This window comes from Streptomyces sp. NPDC002643 (assembly GCF_053592555.1).
This window is the reverse complement of the sequence record NZ_JBSFVY010000011.1, coordinates 72306-85854: the sequence shown is the minus strand read 5'-3', so window position 1 is coordinate 85854 and position 13549 is coordinate 72306. Positions and strand designations below refer to the sequence as shown.

At 69.5% G+C, this 13549-nt stretch carries 14 protein-coding genes and 1 pseudogene; 11 read left to right on the top strand and 4 right to left on the bottom strand.

All coding sequences use genetic code 11. The features are described from left to right. Positions 1-638: 638 nt before the first annotated feature. From ACWD4G_RS18430 to ACWD4G_RS18405, 6 genes are all read left to right on the top strand, one after another. Positions 639-1973 (top strand): helix-turn-helix domain-containing protein, encoded by a 1335-nt coding sequence (locus ACWD4G_RS18430; RefSeq protein ID WP_451294552.1) that lies wholly within the window; start codon positions 639-641, stop codon positions 1971-1973. Next, the gene (locus ACWD4G_RS18425; RefSeq protein ID WP_451294550.1) at positions 1970-2542 is read left to right on the top strand and encodes a helix-turn-helix domain-containing protein; all 573 of its coding nucleotides are present in this window, start codon (positions 1970-1972) and stop codon (positions 2540-2542) included. The genes ACWD4G_RS18430 and ACWD4G_RS18425 overlap by 4 nt, the downstream gene beginning before the upstream one ends. Continuing rightward, positions 2539-2700: a hypothetical protein gene (locus ACWD4G_RS18420; protein WP_232646733.1), complete on the top strand. Its 162-nt coding sequence runs from the start codon at positions 2539-2541 to the stop codon at positions 2698-2700. The genes ACWD4G_RS18425 and ACWD4G_RS18420 overlap by 4 nt, the downstream gene beginning before the upstream one ends. Further along, positions 2697-3413, top strand: coding sequence for a ParA family protein (locus tag ACWD4G_RS18415; protein WP_451294548.1), 717 nt, complete (start codon positions 2697-2699; stop codon positions 3411-3413). The genes ACWD4G_RS18420 and ACWD4G_RS18415 overlap by 4 nt, the downstream gene beginning before the upstream one ends. Then, complete coding sequence (locus tag ACWD4G_RS18410) at positions 3410-4258, top strand: hypothetical protein (protein ID WP_451294546.1); 849 nt, start codon at positions 3410-3412, stop codon at positions 4256-4258. Before ACWD4G_RS18415 ends, ACWD4G_RS18410 begins: the two co-directional genes overlap by 4 nt. A 122-nt stretch (positions 4259-4380) precedes the next feature. Continuing rightward, the gene (locus tag ACWD4G_RS18405; protein WP_451294544.1) at positions 4381-4692 is read left to right on the top strand and encodes a hypothetical protein; all 312 of its coding nucleotides are present in this window, start codon (positions 4381-4383) and stop codon (positions 4690-4692) included. A gap of 63 nt (positions 4693-4755) precedes the next feature. Here the strand turns inward: ACWD4G_RS18405 and ACWD4G_RS18400 are convergent, their stop codons facing one another. After that, positions 4756-4929: a hypothetical protein gene (locus ACWD4G_RS18400; RefSeq protein WP_451294542.1), complete on the bottom strand. Its 174-nt coding sequence runs from the start codon at positions 4927-4929 to the stop codon at positions 4756-4758. A 163-nt stretch (positions 4930-5092) separates the two neighbouring features. On the opposite strand from ACWD4G_RS18400, the pseudogene ACWD4G_RS18395 reads away from it, so the two are divergent. The 5 genes and pseudogenes from ACWD4G_RS18395 to ACWD4G_RS18375 all read left to right on the top strand — a co-directional run. Beyond that, positions 5093-5359: pseudogene (locus ACWD4G_RS18395) on the top strand (transposase domain-containing protein); the annotation flags it as partial. 39 nt (positions 5360-5398) lie between these two features. Next, positions 5399-6142 (top strand): HpcH/HpaI aldolase family protein, encoded by a 744-nt coding sequence (locus ACWD4G_RS18390; protein ID WP_451294868.1) that lies wholly within the window; start codon positions 5399-5401, stop codon positions 6140-6142. Beyond that, a complete protein-coding gene (locus ACWD4G_RS18385; RefSeq protein ID WP_451294540.1) occupies positions 6139-7095 on the top strand; it encodes a cyclase family protein in 957 nt (318 codons plus the stop codon). The genes ACWD4G_RS18390 and ACWD4G_RS18385 overlap by 4 nt, the downstream gene beginning before the upstream one ends. Before the next feature lie 54 nt (positions 7096-7149). Continuing rightward, the gene (locus ACWD4G_RS18380) at positions 7150-8616 is read left to right on the top strand and encodes an MFS transporter (RefSeq protein WP_451294538.1); all 1467 of its coding nucleotides are present in this window, start codon (positions 7150-7152) and stop codon (positions 8614-8616) included. 320 nt (positions 8617-8936) lie between these two features. Then, positions 8937-9872: a catalase family peroxidase gene (locus ACWD4G_RS18375; RefSeq protein ID WP_451294536.1), complete on the top strand. Its 936-nt coding sequence runs from the start codon at positions 8937-8939 to the stop codon at positions 9870-9872. Between the two features lie 120 nt (positions 9873-9992). Here the strand turns inward: ACWD4G_RS18375 and ACWD4G_RS18370 are convergent, their stop codons facing one another. The 3 genes from ACWD4G_RS18370 to ACWD4G_RS18360 form a co-directional block, all read right to left on the bottom strand. Then, a complete protein-coding gene (locus ACWD4G_RS18370; protein ID WP_451294534.1) occupies positions 9993-11675 on the bottom strand; it encodes an IclR family transcriptional regulator domain-containing protein in 1683 nt (560 codons plus the stop codon). 231 nt (positions 11676-11906) lie between these two features. Beyond that, positions 11907-12743, bottom strand: coding sequence for an ABC transporter ATP-binding protein (locus ACWD4G_RS18365; RefSeq protein WP_451294532.1), 837 nt, complete (start codon positions 12741-12743; stop codon positions 11907-11909). Between the two features lie 14 nt (positions 12744-12757). Continuing rightward, positions 12758-13549, bottom strand: a complete 792-nt coding sequence (locus tag ACWD4G_RS18360) for an ABC transporter permease (protein ID WP_451294530.1) — start codon at positions 13547-13549, stop codon at positions 12758-12760.

The following is a 13549-nucleotide window of genomic DNA, read 5'->3' as shown; positions in this document are numbered from 1 at the left end:
TGGCCTCTGACCTGCGGAAATAAAGAGCGGCAGACGAGTCAGGCTGTACGCCGGGTATTCCTGAGCACCCTTCTGACCTGCGCTTTTGTGAGCCGTATCGGTTGTGACCTGCTAGGACGGGTTGCAGAGGCGATCGGAGGCAGTCAGAGGAAACCGCTCTGATTCGACCCGGGTTCGACCCGAGCTGCTCGGAGCCAGTCAGAGGCAATCGCCCTCTGTTTGGCCCCGAATCGGCCGAGGTCAGGACCGTGTCGAACCGGTGAGGACTCCTCTGGCGGCCCTCCGAGTCGTTCTCGGTCGAGCCGCGATGGGGACGCCTGCCTCTGATGCGGGGCCAGGCATACGAAGGCCTCCAGGACGGCAATCCTGGAGGCTTCGCTTGGCACCGATTGGAGGTCGGTACCGGACACCACCCGTGGTTTTAGCGGGCCCAGGTGGCGTCCACGTCCTTGCGAGACGACCCCACAGTGCCACACCACACCCACCAGGCAGACCCATCCCAACGACCCATTCACCCGAGCGAGCGACTGGGGCTTCACCGGCTGTCTCCGGCTGCGGCTGACCTGGTTCTGCTCGGAGACCTCACCGGCCGCTACGCGGCGGGAAGTTACAGCAGGCTCGGCTCCGACCGCCGGAGCGTGGTCCTGCGCGCTGACCGTCAGGGCGCGGCCGAGCACGGTCACCGGATCACCTCGGCCATCGCCTGCCACGTGGCCCGTGCCGGCGGCAGCGTCGACCAGCTCACGCAGCTCCTGCTGCACCCCGACCACGAAGGCGGACGGCACACCCGGCACATCGCGCTGCGATCCGGGCAGTCGCGCGCCCTGGACTACATCCGCCGGGTGTGGGCCAGCGCCTCGGACGCGATCAGCAGCACCAGGGCGCTGGGCTCCCGGCACGAGGCGTACGAAGTCCTCGCCGCACTGCGCGACCGGATCGAAACGACACCGTGGCGCGGGGAACGAGGACGGACAGCGCTGCGGGTCCTGAGAGCGCATCTGAACTTCGCCGAGATCGCCGGCGGCCCGCTGCACCACGCCAGTGAGCGGCAAACCGCGGAGGAAGCGGGGGTCTCCCGCACGACACTGCGGGTCGTCTACGAGACGGTCCTCCGGCCGCGTGGCTGGCTGCGGCGTCTGCGGGTGGGTCATGGCCGGGAGGGCTCCACCTGGTACCTGGGCGACGGCAAGATCCACGACCACGGTGGCCCGGCTCTGTTGTCTCGTTTCCGGTCCACTCAGTTCCCCCCCGACCCGGCACTTGAGGAGTGGACCACCCCTGAGACGGCCACGACCGCCGACATCGACTCCACCGTCCTCGGCCGTCTGATGGCCCACGACGCCTTTGCCCACCACGGCCTCGGCAGCGCTGCCCTCATGATCATCAGCGCTCTACGCGTACGCCAGGATCAGACCGTTGCCGAGCTCGTCGGTACCTCCTCGGTCTCCCGCGCCACCACCTACCGGACCCTGAAACGCCTCGCCGACCACCACCTCGTCCAGCACACCGGGCAGACCTGGGCCCTCGCGCCACGTGCTCTGGAGGGCTTCGGTATCCGCCTCCCGGACGCCGACAGCGGCCACACCGCAGCGCCGGCACAGGGCTGGGACAAGGTCGCCGAGCAACACGGCACCTGGGGCATCGCGGCCCGGCGGAAGGCCCTGCACGCGGCCGAGCGGGCGGCCTACCAGGAGGCACTGAACCGGCTTGCGGAGCACCGCAGCAGGGCTCTCGTGATCGTCCGCGACGGCCGTCAAGTCCTGGTGCCAGTGCCGCGTCCCGACGAGATCCCACCGCCGTGGCACGCCCCGGGCGGGCGGGTCATCGACCCCGTCACCGGTCGTCCGGCCGCCGACTGGCGCATCGCCACCGACGGCCGCCTGATCCTCATCACGCCCGCCGACCAGCGCAGTTACGACGAGCTGGCCGCTGCCCATGCCGAAGCCCTCAGCGAATGGGAGTCCGTCGCATGAATCCACATCCCCCGGTCACGTCCGACGCCAGCAAAGCGGTGACGCCCCAAGCCCTGCGCGAGCAGTACGAGTCCGGTGCCACGGTCGACGAACTTGTCACCGCCAGCGGCCTGTCCTACGGCACCGTCCTCAACCGGCTGCACGACGCCGGAACCGTCATGCGCACCTCCTGGCAGACACGCCGGATGCGGCAGAACCCACAAGCCCGCCAGCGACTCGCGGCCCGTCTGCGCACCCTGTACGAGCAGCACGGCGCAACGCTCACCGAACTCGCCACGGCAGCAGGAGAGACGAGGCGCGGTGCCCGGCGCCTGCTGATCGAGGCCGGCGGCACCGTGCGCACCACCCAGCAGACCCTGCGGATGCGCGCCGCAGCACGGGCCGCCGAACGGCACAAGGTCGCGCTGTCCCTGCGCGCACGGTACGAGGCCGGTGAAACGGTGCCGGACCTCGCCAGGGAGCACAGCTACTCCGTCGCCACCGTCTACCGGCTCCTGCACCAGGCAGGCACCCTCATGCGGCCCCAGCACGCCCACGGACCCGCCCAGGACGCGAGGAAGCTGCCATGAGCCACCACATCCTCGTGGATATTCCCCACCCTGCCTGGCAGATCAAGAAGGCGGCCGTGCGCCATTCCGGCCACCACAGGGCAGCACGGGCACCCCCGTCGCCGGCCCGCGCACCAACCAACATCCCTTCCCCCTTCCAGGAGATCAAGCACACGTGAACGAGAACACCCGTCACAAGACCCTGGCCGCAGCCACAGAACACGTCTGGGACGCCTTCGTCATCGTCGTCGGCATGCTCAAGGGCGGCACCGGCAAGACCACCTCGGCCTGGTTCATCGCCCTCTACTACGCCGTCGTCCTCGGCCTGCCCACGTTGCTGCTGGACGCCGACGCCACCAGCCAGTCCGCCTACGACTGGTTCAAGGTCGCCCAGGCCGCCGGCTTCGAAATTCCCGAGAACCTGGTTGTCGAGCGGTACCCGTTCGACGACATCGCCGAGCACATCCGTGCCAAGCGCGCCGAGTTCGGCGCGATCGTGGTCGACGCCGGCGGCGGCAGCGCCCGCATCTTCCACGAGGCTGTTACCGAGGCGAACCTGCTGCTCGTCCCGGTCGCCCCCACCAAGATCGAGCGCCGCAAGCTCGTGGCCACCTTCGACGAGGCCGAGCGCGCCGCCGCCCGCAACGAACACGGTGTCACCGCCCATGTCGTCATGGTCAAGGCCGACGACCGCACCAACCTGCCCGGCCGGGCAAAGGACCAGCTGCTCGACCCCGCCGAGGGCGAGGGCATCGGCCCGGACCGCGACGAGGCGTTCCCGCTCGCCGAGACCACCATCCACTCCTGGGTGCACTACATGGAGGCCTTCGGCGAGATCCCGACCGAACTGAGCGAGTACGCCGAGCTGATGAAGGAGCTGACCGCAGCATGACCGAACGCATGAAGCCCCCGGCCCGCCGCACTGGGCGCACCCTGGGCGGAACCAAGAAGACGACCCCTCCGCCTCCTCCCCCGGCCGCCGAGCTCACCCCCGAGCAGTACGCCGCCGAACAGGCCGCCGCCCCGGGCGAAGGCCGTCCCGCGGCCGGCGAGCCGCAGGTTCAGCCCGCTCCTTCCGCTGTTCCCAACCCCGAGGGGGCGGCACAGGGCCGGGCCGGGGCGATGCCCGAAGTGGCACGGTCCTCCGCCCAGCCGACTGCCGAGGCACCAAGCGGCCCCCCGGAGCCAGCCGCCAGTCAGCCAGTTCGCCCGGCCGTCGCCGCCACCGAGGCGGGGACGGAATCCGCCGGTCAGCCGGTGGAGCGGCAGGTATCGCCTGCACTCCCGGCTGCCGAGCCCGCAGCACCTGCCATCCAGCCCACACAGCCAGCCGCACCCGATGTGCAGCACGGCACGTCCGCGGCTCCCGGCGCAGCCTGGGGCGCCGAGGTGGCGCTTCGCCCTGCAGATTCCCCGACGGCAGGCGGCAACGGGTTCCCGGTGAGGACCGATGTTCCACGGGCTCACCAGGAACAGGAGGCGCAATCACAGGCAGCGCCCAGCGAAGGAACACCGTGGGCTCAGGGATCCGGCCGTCCCAAGGACATTCCTGAGACCGCCGTCGTCCTCAACCAGCGCATCATCACGCGCGAGAGTCTCGACTCGTCAGTCCCCGCCGCGCTGAAGCTGAAGAAGCGGCTCAAGCGCTTCGCACTCGACAACGAACTCGACCACCTGCCCATCGGCGACATCGTCTCGGTCGCCCTGGACGAGTGGCTCACCACCCGCGGGTTCTGACCCGACCGCAAGGCACAGGGCGGCCACCCTCACGCAAGGGGGCGGCCGCCCCGTGCCGACTATTCCAATAGCCCAGTAGGCGGATAGCTATCCGCCTAGCCGGACCGACCGGAGCAGCTCTCGTGCCTGATCACTCCCCCTACGCCCGCCGACTACGTGAAATCGCCGACGCCCTCGACGCCGAGTTCCAGCCCACCGACGACGCTCTTACGCCGCACCCCGACACCCTGAACGTCATCAAAGACCGGCACACCAAACGAGGGCAGCTCAACCACGCCGTCCCTGAAGTTCTTCAGTTCCAGCGCCGGATCCGCCGGTGCAACGCCGACACCGACATCCCTAACGGTGACATCGTCGCTCTCGCCCTTGACGCCTGGCTCCGTGCAAGGGGCTACCCACCGGACCTCAAACCACCGGGGACAGAGTTCCGTTAACCAGCCGTCTCATAGCGGAAGACACTGGGCAACGTACTTCACAGTGAGGGTGGACTCTGCCCATCACTCCAGGTCCCGTTCAGTCCGCTGCGGGGTGCCCTGGCGAATCTTCATGTCCGCCCCAAGCCGGGCGATGACACTCGATTCGACGTAGGGGTGTTGGCCCTGGTGGTAGTCGTCTCGCAGCTGCATTCGTTCGTACCAGTGCCACACGATCAGCTCAAGGTTGTGCTCCATCAGGAAGCTCCGGGGGCCTCCCCCAAGGCCGGGTAGTTAACGTTTTCGCAGGTCACGCAAGGGAGTTGAAGGATTCCCGACGCAGAGCAACGGAGCTCGTTGGTACAGGCAGTCGACCAAGACAGCTTGTCCCGAAGGAGCTCCGTTGCCCCGTCATTGTGTCCTGCCGTCTGCGCTGACGGCCATCACCCGTACGGTCACCGTGGCCGCGGGCCGGTTCGCTCCCGGGCATCTGGGGGAGCTGACGGCGATCGTGCCGTTCGAGCTCGTTGACGCGGTCTTGTCGGAGACGAGGACCGTGCAGCGGCGGCTGCGTGATCTGCCCTCGCGGGTGGGGGTCTACTTCCTGCTCGTGATGTGCTTGTTCCCCGAGGTCGGCTATCGGCTCGTCTGGGACAAGCTGTCGCCCGTGCGTACGCCGCATCGTCGTATCAGGAACAAACTGGAGGCGGGTCTGCCCGTCTTCGGCATGACGATCCAACTGCCCTGCCCGGAGATCGCGGAGATCGCCGGCTACTCGGGGCTGGACTACGTGTGGATCGACGCCGAGCACGGCACCATGGACCTCGGCGACATCAGCGGCATCATCCGTGCCGCCGACGCCTCCGGAGTCGACGCGATCGTCCGCGTCCCGGATCACAGCGTCAGCTTCATTCAACGCGTCCTCGACTGCGGCGCCACCGGAATCCTCGCCCCCCACATCCGGACCGTCGAGGAGGCCGCCGCGGTCGTGGCCGCCGCCAGGTTCGCGCCGGCCGGTGTCCGGGGAGCCTGCCCGTCCACGCGCGCGGTCGGCCATCTCTCCGACGACTGGATGACGGACTGCCTCCGGGCCGATGCCGATGTCCTCGTCTTCGGCCTGATCGAGGACGTCGAGGGCGTGGAGAACGTCGAGGCGATCGCCGCCGAATCCGGCCTGGACGGCCTCGCGTTCGGTCCCTTCGACCTCGCCCAGGCCCTCGGCCTGCACGGCGACATCACCCACCCCGACATCGCGGCGATGCACCAGCGCGTCACCTCGGCCGTTCGCGCGACCGGCATCGAGTACCTCTCCATCCCCGGATGGGACCCGGGAGACCTCGCGTCGATCGCCGAGTACTCGCGCGTCTTCAACATCTCCGGCGACCGAGGCGTGCTCTCCGTCGCCGTCCGCACAGCCCTCACCGAGGCCGTCGAGGCTCTGACCGAGGCGGGCAAGGGAGGGGCGGAATGAGCGGCACGCCCACCGCCGAAGAGGTCATCGGCTACTTCGACAAGCTGTCCAACTGGGGCCGCTGGGGCGAGGACGACCGCCTCGGCACCCTGAACCTCATCACCCCCGAGGTCCGCCGCCGGGCGGCCTCCCTCGTCCGCACCGGGGAGGCCGTCTCCCTCTCCCGCGACATCGACCCGGCCGACCCCGATCCCCTGGGCTCCGGCATCGCCGCCGTGCAGCGCTTCATGGGGATCGGCGAGGTGTCCCACCACATGGGCGACGCCTGCAGGTTCGACGCCGTCACCGAGCATGTGCAGATCGCCGCGCACGGCTCCAACACCCACCTCGACGGCCTGGCGCACTACTCGTGGGACGGCAGGAACTACAACGGCTTCGCCATGTCCGAGAACACCTCGATAGGCGGCGCGCGGAAGCTGTCGGTGCACCACGCGAGCGACGGCATCGTCAGCCGGGGCGTCCTGCTCGACATCTGCGCGCTGCACGGCGTCGAGTGGCTGGAACCGGGCCGGGCGATCTCGCCGGACGAACTGGTCGCCGCCGAGGAACGCCAGGGCGTCACCGTGGAGCCGGGAGACGTCCTGCTGATCCACACCGGGCACGTCGCCCGCACCCTGGCACACGGGCCGACGCGCGGACCCGACGGCATCCAACTCCACGCGGGGCTCGGCGCGGCGTGCCTGCCCTTCCTGCACGAACGGGGCGTCGCGACCCTCGGCAGCGACGCGATCCAGGACGTGCAGCCCTCCGGCTACCCCGACTTCGACCTCTTCAGGCCCGTCCACGCCGTCGCGCTGGTCGCCCTCGGGCTGTGGCTCATCGACAACACGGAGCTCACCGAACTGGCCCGCGCCTGCGCGGAGAAGGAGCGCTGGTCCTTCTTCTTCACGATGCTGCCCTGGCGCATGGTCGGCGTCACCTCGAGCGCCACCAACCCCCTCGCGATGTTCTGAACAGTGAGCCGGCGTACCGCGTCGGTGTCCCCCTCATGAAAGGAAGGACGGATAATGGCGTCCGTCGACTCCCCCGCTTCTCCCGCCCGGGAACTCAGACCGTACCCCCTGGTCCTGGCCGCACTCGTCGCCGCGGAGGCGACCGGCGCGTTCGAAGCCTCGATGCTCATCTCCGCGGTGCCGAAACTGATCGCCGAGTTCCACCTCAAGACCACCGACGTCGGCTGGGCGTTCACCGGATTCCTGCTCATGTCGGCCGCGGCCGCCGCGATCGGCGGCAAGCTCGGTGACCTCTTCGGCCGCAAGAAGGTCCTGCTGATCGTCCTGCTCCTGTCCATCATCGGCTCGCTCGTCAGCGTCACGGTCGGAACCTTCCCCGCCATCGTCGTCGGACGGACCGTCCAAGGCGTCTCCGGTGCGGTACTGCCTCTCATCATGGGCATCTCGCGCGAGGCCGTGGCGCCCAAGCGGGTGCCGGTGACCATGGCAGTGGTGGCCGGCACGGTCGCCGTGGCCGGGGCCTTCGGCTACTGGGCGGCGGGCCAGCTGGTCGAGCACTTCAGCTGGCACGGCATCTTCATCGTGGCCGGGGCCCTGGCCGTGGTGGCGACCGTCCTGTGCCACTTCGCTCTCAACCCCTCGCCCAGGACCCATGTCAAGGGTGAGAAGGTCGACGTCGTCGGTGGCGTCCTGTTCGTCCCCGCCCTGGCGGCGATCCTCTACGGCGTGACGTCCTCGCAGACCAAAGGCTGGACCAGCGCCGTGGTGCTCGGGTGCATCGCCGCCGGAACGGTCATCGGCGCCTTCTGGGTGCGGTGGGAGCTGCGCGTCCCCCGGCCGATGCTCAACCTCCGTCTGCTCGGCCGCCCCAAGTACACGCTCACCATGGGCATCGTCGCGTGCCTCGCCTTCGGCGTGATGGGCGGCATGCAGCTGGTGCAGCCGCTGCTGTTCCAGTCGCCCGAGCGCGCGCCCGTGGGGCTCGGGATGAGCCCTTCGGCCTTCGGTGACATGGGGCTCGCCATTTCGGTGGTCGTGTTCCTCGTCGCGCCGCTGTCCGGCATGCTCGCCGCACGGTTCGGCGCCAAGCGCCCGATGCTGGTGGGAGTGGTCGCCCTGACGGTCTTCATGCCGTGCTACTACCTGATGCGGGAAAGCCTGCCCCTCCTCGTCGCGGTACTCGTACTGACCGGCCTCGGCACCACGTTCGTGCTGACGTCGATCCCCACGCTGCTCGCCGAGGTCGTTCCGACGGAGAACATGGGCGAGGCGATGGGATTCGCCGTGGTCATCCGGAGCCTGCTCCAGGGTGTGGGAATCTCGGTGTTCTCGGTCGCGCTGTCGAGTTCGGTCGTGCCGGGTACGCAGCTCCCGCGACTCGGTGCCTTCGGTCTCACGATCGCCCTGGCGAGCGCGGGTGCGGTGGCCGGACTCGTCCTCACCCTTCTCGTACGCGGTGGTACGCGCCCGCCGGAGAAGACGGCCCAAGACGAGGCGGCGCCGGTCATGGCCCCCGAGTGACGCCGTCCTCCTCGGGGCGCCCCGAGGAGGACGCAACCGGCACCGTCGGCAGCACGGAACTGACCGTCACCTCGTGAACCCGCGTCGGCCCCGCCACGTGAGCGGCGGGGCCGACGGTACGTCCCGAGTGAGGCCTTCGCGGGTACCGGGCGAACCGTGACGACGCCGAGTCACGGCACCGTCCGGCAGGCCGCCGCCTCGCTGATGGCCGCACCGGCCCACCCCCCGTCTCCCACGGCATACGCCGGGCCACCGGAAGAACCGTGGATCCCCCTTCCCCCTTCACGAGGGACATAGGCGCCGTTGCCTAGACTCCGGACATGATCGGACGCACCTCCACCCCCCTGGCCGTCACCGCTGTCGACGCCATCGAACACGTCAGCGGCACCTATCCCGGCCACCGGCGTGTGCACGCCCGCGGCCTGTGCTTCGACGCCGTCTTCACACCCTCCGGTGAAGCCGCGTCCCTCACCACCGCGGCCCATCTGCAGTCCGCTCCGACGCCCGTCGTCGTGCGATTCTCCAACTCCAACACCAACCCGACCGTGCCCGACGGCATCCGCGCCGGCCGCGGACTCGCCGCACGCTTCTTCCTCCCGGACGACACCACCACCGACCTCGTCTCCGTCAACATCCCGGTGTTCTTCGCCGCCACCCCCGAGCAGTTCCTCGAACTGCTCGACGCCCTGGAGAAGGACCCCGCCACCGGAGCCCCCGCCCCGGCGAAGGTCCAGGCGTACGCCATGGCCCACCCCACGGCCGCCGCCGGCCTGCAGGAAGCGGCCCGGATGCCCATCCCCGTCAGCTACGTCACCGCCCGCTACTGGGCCATACACGCCTTCGTCTGGGTGGACCCCCACGGCAGGCGCCACCCGGTCCAGTACCGCTGGGAGCCCGACACCGGGCTGCGGGAACTGTCGGAGCAGGAGGCGGCCGGCAAGAGCCCCGAATACCTCGCCGAGGAACTGCTCCACCGCCTCGCCGACGGCCCCGTCGGGTTCACCCTCCGCGTCCAGCTGGGTCACGACGACGACCCCACCGACGATCCGACGAAACCGTGGCCGGCCGACCGCACCGAGATCGTGGCGGGACACCTGGAGATCACCGGCCCGGTCGCCGACCAGGCCCACTGGGCCGCGCAGGTCTACGACCCCACCCGCGTCACGCCCGGCATCGAGCTCTCGGACGACCCGGTCCTGGCTTTCCGCAGCCACGCCTACTCGGTGTCCTACGAACGCCGCGCCGAAGGAAAGTGACCCGCACGTCGGTGACGTCGGCGGAGACACGGGTGGGCGAACGGAGTTCGCCCACCCGGCCGGCCCTCATGCCACGCCCTGGCTCCGCGGGAGTCGGGACAGCGGACCATCGCCCGTCGTTCAGAGCGGCGGAACCCGAACGAACCGTCCGGCCAGGTGCAGGTCCGTCTCCGTCCGGGCAGCCGTGGCACGCAGTTCCGGCAGGATGAGCTCGACGCATTCCTCCGCCGAACGACGGCTGCTGTGCATGGTGACATTGATCGCCGCGACAAGCCCGCCCTCGCGGTCACGCACCGGTACGGCTATCGACCGCAGGCCGGCTTCGAGCTCCCCGTCGACCAGGGCGTAATCCTCCTCACGCACCTGTGCCAGGATCGCCCTGAGGTCGGCGGGCCGCGTGACGGTGCGCGGGGTCAACGCCCCCATCCGCGCGTGGGCCAGTCGGCTGGAGCACTCCTCGGCCGGCAGACCCGCCAACAGGACCCGTCCTGTGGAGGTCGCGTAGGCCGGCATGCGCGAACCCACGGCGATGTCGGCGTCCATGATGCGCCCCGCGGCGACGGAAACCCCACACTGGACGTCGTCCCCCATGAGCACTGCCAGGGACGTCGACTCCTCCGTCCTCCGGGTGAGAGCGCTGAGATGGGGATGGGCGATCCGGGCCAGCGTCGTCCTGGACAAGGGGGGGAAGCCGAGGGCGAGAACCCGTGGAGTGAGCCGGAAGACCCGACGGTGCACCGTGACATGGCCGAGATGCTCCAGCGTTATCAGGGCACGGCGGGCCGTGGCCCGTGGCAGGCCGGTGCGCTGGGCGACCTCGGAGAGTGTCAGTTCCGCACGTCCTTCACCGAATGCCGTGATCACGGTCAGACCACGAGCCAGTGACGCGATGAACTCCCCACCCAGTTCCTGCTTGGACGCGCTCGTCCAGACGGCGAGGTCCGAGGGCGCGTCAAGGGGTTCGGGCGGTGGGGCGTCGGCGAGTTCCCGCTCCATGGCGGTCGCCGCGGCACGCAGTCTGGGCAGAATCGAGTCGCGCAACGAGTCCGCGCTGTGCCTGCTGGTATGACTCACGGCACTCGCCACACAGGCGATACCGCCGTCCGGGGCGCGCACCGGAACGGAGACCGCCACGAGGCCCGTCTCGATCAGCTGGTCGTCCAGGGCCCAGCCGTGCACACGCGCACGTTCGACCCGTGTTTCGAAGTCCTCGGCGACGGCTCCATGAGTCCGAGGCGGGATCGCCGGGAAACCGAGATCCTCCGGGTCGACCACCCGCCGCTCCCGCCACCGCGTCCAGTCCTCCGGACTCCACTCGGTTGCCAACAGCGGTCCGGGGGCGGTGCGTTCGGCAGGCAGCAGATCGCCGATACGGAAGCTCAGGGACAGGGTACGGCGGCGGATCGCCTGGTGGATGAAGCGGATGCCGTCACCGTCCGCCACCGCGAGGGAAACCGACTCGTCGAGTTCGTCGGCGAGCCCGTCGGCATGTCCGCCCAGCAGGCCGGGCAGACGCAGACCGCCCAGATACGCGTTGCCCAACTCCATCAGACGGGGCTCCAGGACGACGCTGCTTCCGTCCAGGCGCACGTACCCCATGTGAGCGAGTGTTCCGGCGACCCGGTCGACGGTGGCGCGGGCGAGACCGGTGACCCGGCCCAGATCGCTCAGGCCGGCCGCCCCTCCGACGTCGGTGAGCCCACGCAGCACGGCGATGCCGCGTATGAGGGGTGCGACCGCCTCCTCCGGCGGTGCGGGCACCGTTCCCGGAGGGGTGGGCGGCACGGCGTGGGTCGATGTCATGGGCTCTCCGCAGCGGCTGTCTCGTCACTGTAGTGAATGATGCCTGGCGGGTGCGGAGTTCCGCTCGGCGCCACCGAGGCGATGAGACCGCGCGAGCGGTTGCCGCGAATTCGGGCTCGGAGAAGGGGAGCGCGGCCGGGAGGTGCGGCGACCGCCTGCCTGCACAGGGCCTCCGCGAGGGATCCTCGCGGCCCGGTGTCTTTCGTACTGTCGTCCCTGCCAGGCGGCGTGCTACGCCTCGGAGTTCTGCAGGGCGAGGTCGCCGCCGGGGTCGGCCGTCTCCGTCCGTTCGCTGTCGCCGTTGTGGTGTTTGGCGCGCTGGATCTGTTCGTAGACGTGCGCGCGCAGTTCCGCGAAGCGGGTGCCGGAACGGGTGTGCAACTGGTCGCGCTCGTCGGGCAGATCGATGGCCAGGTCCTCCAGCACCACCGTCGGTGACGTGGACAGGATGATCGTGCGCTGGCCGAGGTAGACGGCTTCGTCGATGTCGTGGGTGACGAACAGGACGGTGACGCCGAGTTCGTGCCACAACTTGCGGATGAGGTCCTCCAGTTCGGCTCGGGTCTGGGCGTCGACGGCCGCGAAGGGCTCGTCCATGAGCAGGACCTTCGGCTCGAAGGCGACGGCGCGGGCGATGGCGACACGCTGCTGCATACCCCCGGAGAGCTGCCAGGGGTAGGCGTGGTGGGCGTCGGCGAGCCCGACAACGTCCAGGGCGTGCTCCACGAGCTCCCGTTCGCGGACCTTGCCGAGCTTCTTGCGGCGCAGCGGGAGGGCGACGTTGTCGCGTACGTTCATCCAGGCGAACAGCGAGCGGCCGTACTCCTGGAAGACCACCGCCATGCCGGGCGGGGGCCCGCTGACCGGCCGGCCGTCCAGCATCACCTCGCCGCTGGTGGGGTCGAGCAGTCCCGCCATGCACTTCAGCAGGGTCGTCTTGCCGCAACCGGACGGGCCGACGAGGCAGACCAGTTCGCCGGCACCGATGTGAAACGTCAGGTTCCGCAGTGCTTCGACGTTGCGGTTGCGTCCGGTGTAGATCTTCTGAAGGTTGCGTACGTCGAGCATCGGCGTCTCCTTGTTCAGGGGGTGCGCTGGGCGCGGCGCAGGCCGTGGTACCAGGCCAGGACCCGGTTCTCGGCGAGGCGGAAGAGCAGGGACAGCACGAACCCGAGCAGGCCGAGCAGCAGCACACCGCTCCACATCTCGGGAATCGCGAACGACCGCTGGAACTGCACGATCGTGAAGCCCAGCCCGTTGCTGGCGGCGAACATCTCGCTGATGACCATGAGGATGATCCCGATCGACAGCGACTGTCGCATGCCCGTGACGATCTGCGGACTGGCCGAGCGCAGCACCAGGTGCCACAGGCGGGCGGGGCCGTCGATGCCGTACGAACGGCAGGTGTCGCTCAGCACCTCGTCCACGGCACGGACGCCCTCGACCGTGTTCAGCAGGATCGGCCACAGGCAACCGCTGGCGATGACGATGACCTTCATGGTGTCGCCGATGCCCGCGAACAGCATGATCACCGGCACCAGCACGGGCGGCGGGATGGCCCGGAACAGCTCCAGCACCGGTTCCAGGACGTCCCGTACGACGCGGCTCAGGCCGACGAGCAGACCCAGCCCGACGCCGATGGCGACCGCGAGCAGGTAGCCCGCGCCGAGGCGGAGCAGACTGGGCAGGACATCCGACTCCAGCCGCGCGCCCGTCCAGACCTCCCGGAACTTCTGCAGGATGACGGAGAGCGGTGGAACGTAGAAGTCGGTGCTGCCCGCGGTGGCGAACCACCACACGGCGAACAGGACCGCGGGCAGCCCCAGCAGCAGCGATACCCGCTTCCCGATGGTGAGGACGGTCGTCCGGAGCAT

Excerpts from the sequence above, each read along its gene's own strand:
- ACWD4G_RS18360 (WP_451294530.1), bottom strand. The coding sequence starts at position 13,549 with ATGCTCCGGACGACCGTCCTCACCATCGGGAAGCGGGTATCGCTGCTG.
- ACWD4G_RS18370 (WP_451294534.1), bottom strand. The coding sequence starts at position 11,675 with ATGACATCGACCCACGCCGTGCCGCCCACCCCTCCGGGAACGGTGCCC.
- ACWD4G_RS18385 (WP_451294540.1), top strand. The coding sequence starts at position 6,139 with ATGAGCGGCACGCCCACCGCCGAAGAGGTCATCGGCTACTTCGACAAG.
- ACWD4G_RS18425 (WP_451294550.1), top strand. The coding sequence starts at position 1,970 with ATGAATCCACATCCCCCGGTCACGTCCGACGCCAGCAAAGCGGTGACG.
- ACWD4G_RS18390 (WP_451294868.1), top strand. The coding sequence starts at position 5,399 with ATGACGATCCAACTGCCCTGCCCGGAGATCGCGGAGATCGCCGGCTAC.
- ACWD4G_RS18380 (WP_451294538.1), top strand. The coding sequence starts at position 7,150 with ATGGCGTCCGTCGACTCCCCCGCTTCTCCCGCCCGGGAACTCAGACCG.
- ACWD4G_RS18420 (WP_232646733.1), top strand. The coding sequence starts at position 2,539 with ATGAGCCACCACATCCTCGTGGATATTCCCCACCCTGCCTGGCAGATC.
- ACWD4G_RS18365 (WP_451294532.1), bottom strand. The coding sequence starts at position 12,743 with ATGCTCGACGTACGCAACCTTCAGAAGATCTACACCGGACGCAACCGC.
- ACWD4G_RS18375 (WP_451294536.1), top strand. The coding sequence starts at position 8,937 with ATGATCGGACGCACCTCCACCCCCCTGGCCGTCACCGCTGTCGACGCC.
- ACWD4G_RS18410 (WP_451294546.1), top strand. The coding sequence starts at position 3,410 with ATGACCGAACGCATGAAGCCCCCGGCCCGCCGCACTGGGCGCACCCTG.
- ACWD4G_RS18400 (WP_451294542.1), bottom strand. The coding sequence starts at position 4,929 with ATGGAGCACAACCTTGAGCTGATCGTGTGGCACTGGTACGAACGAATG.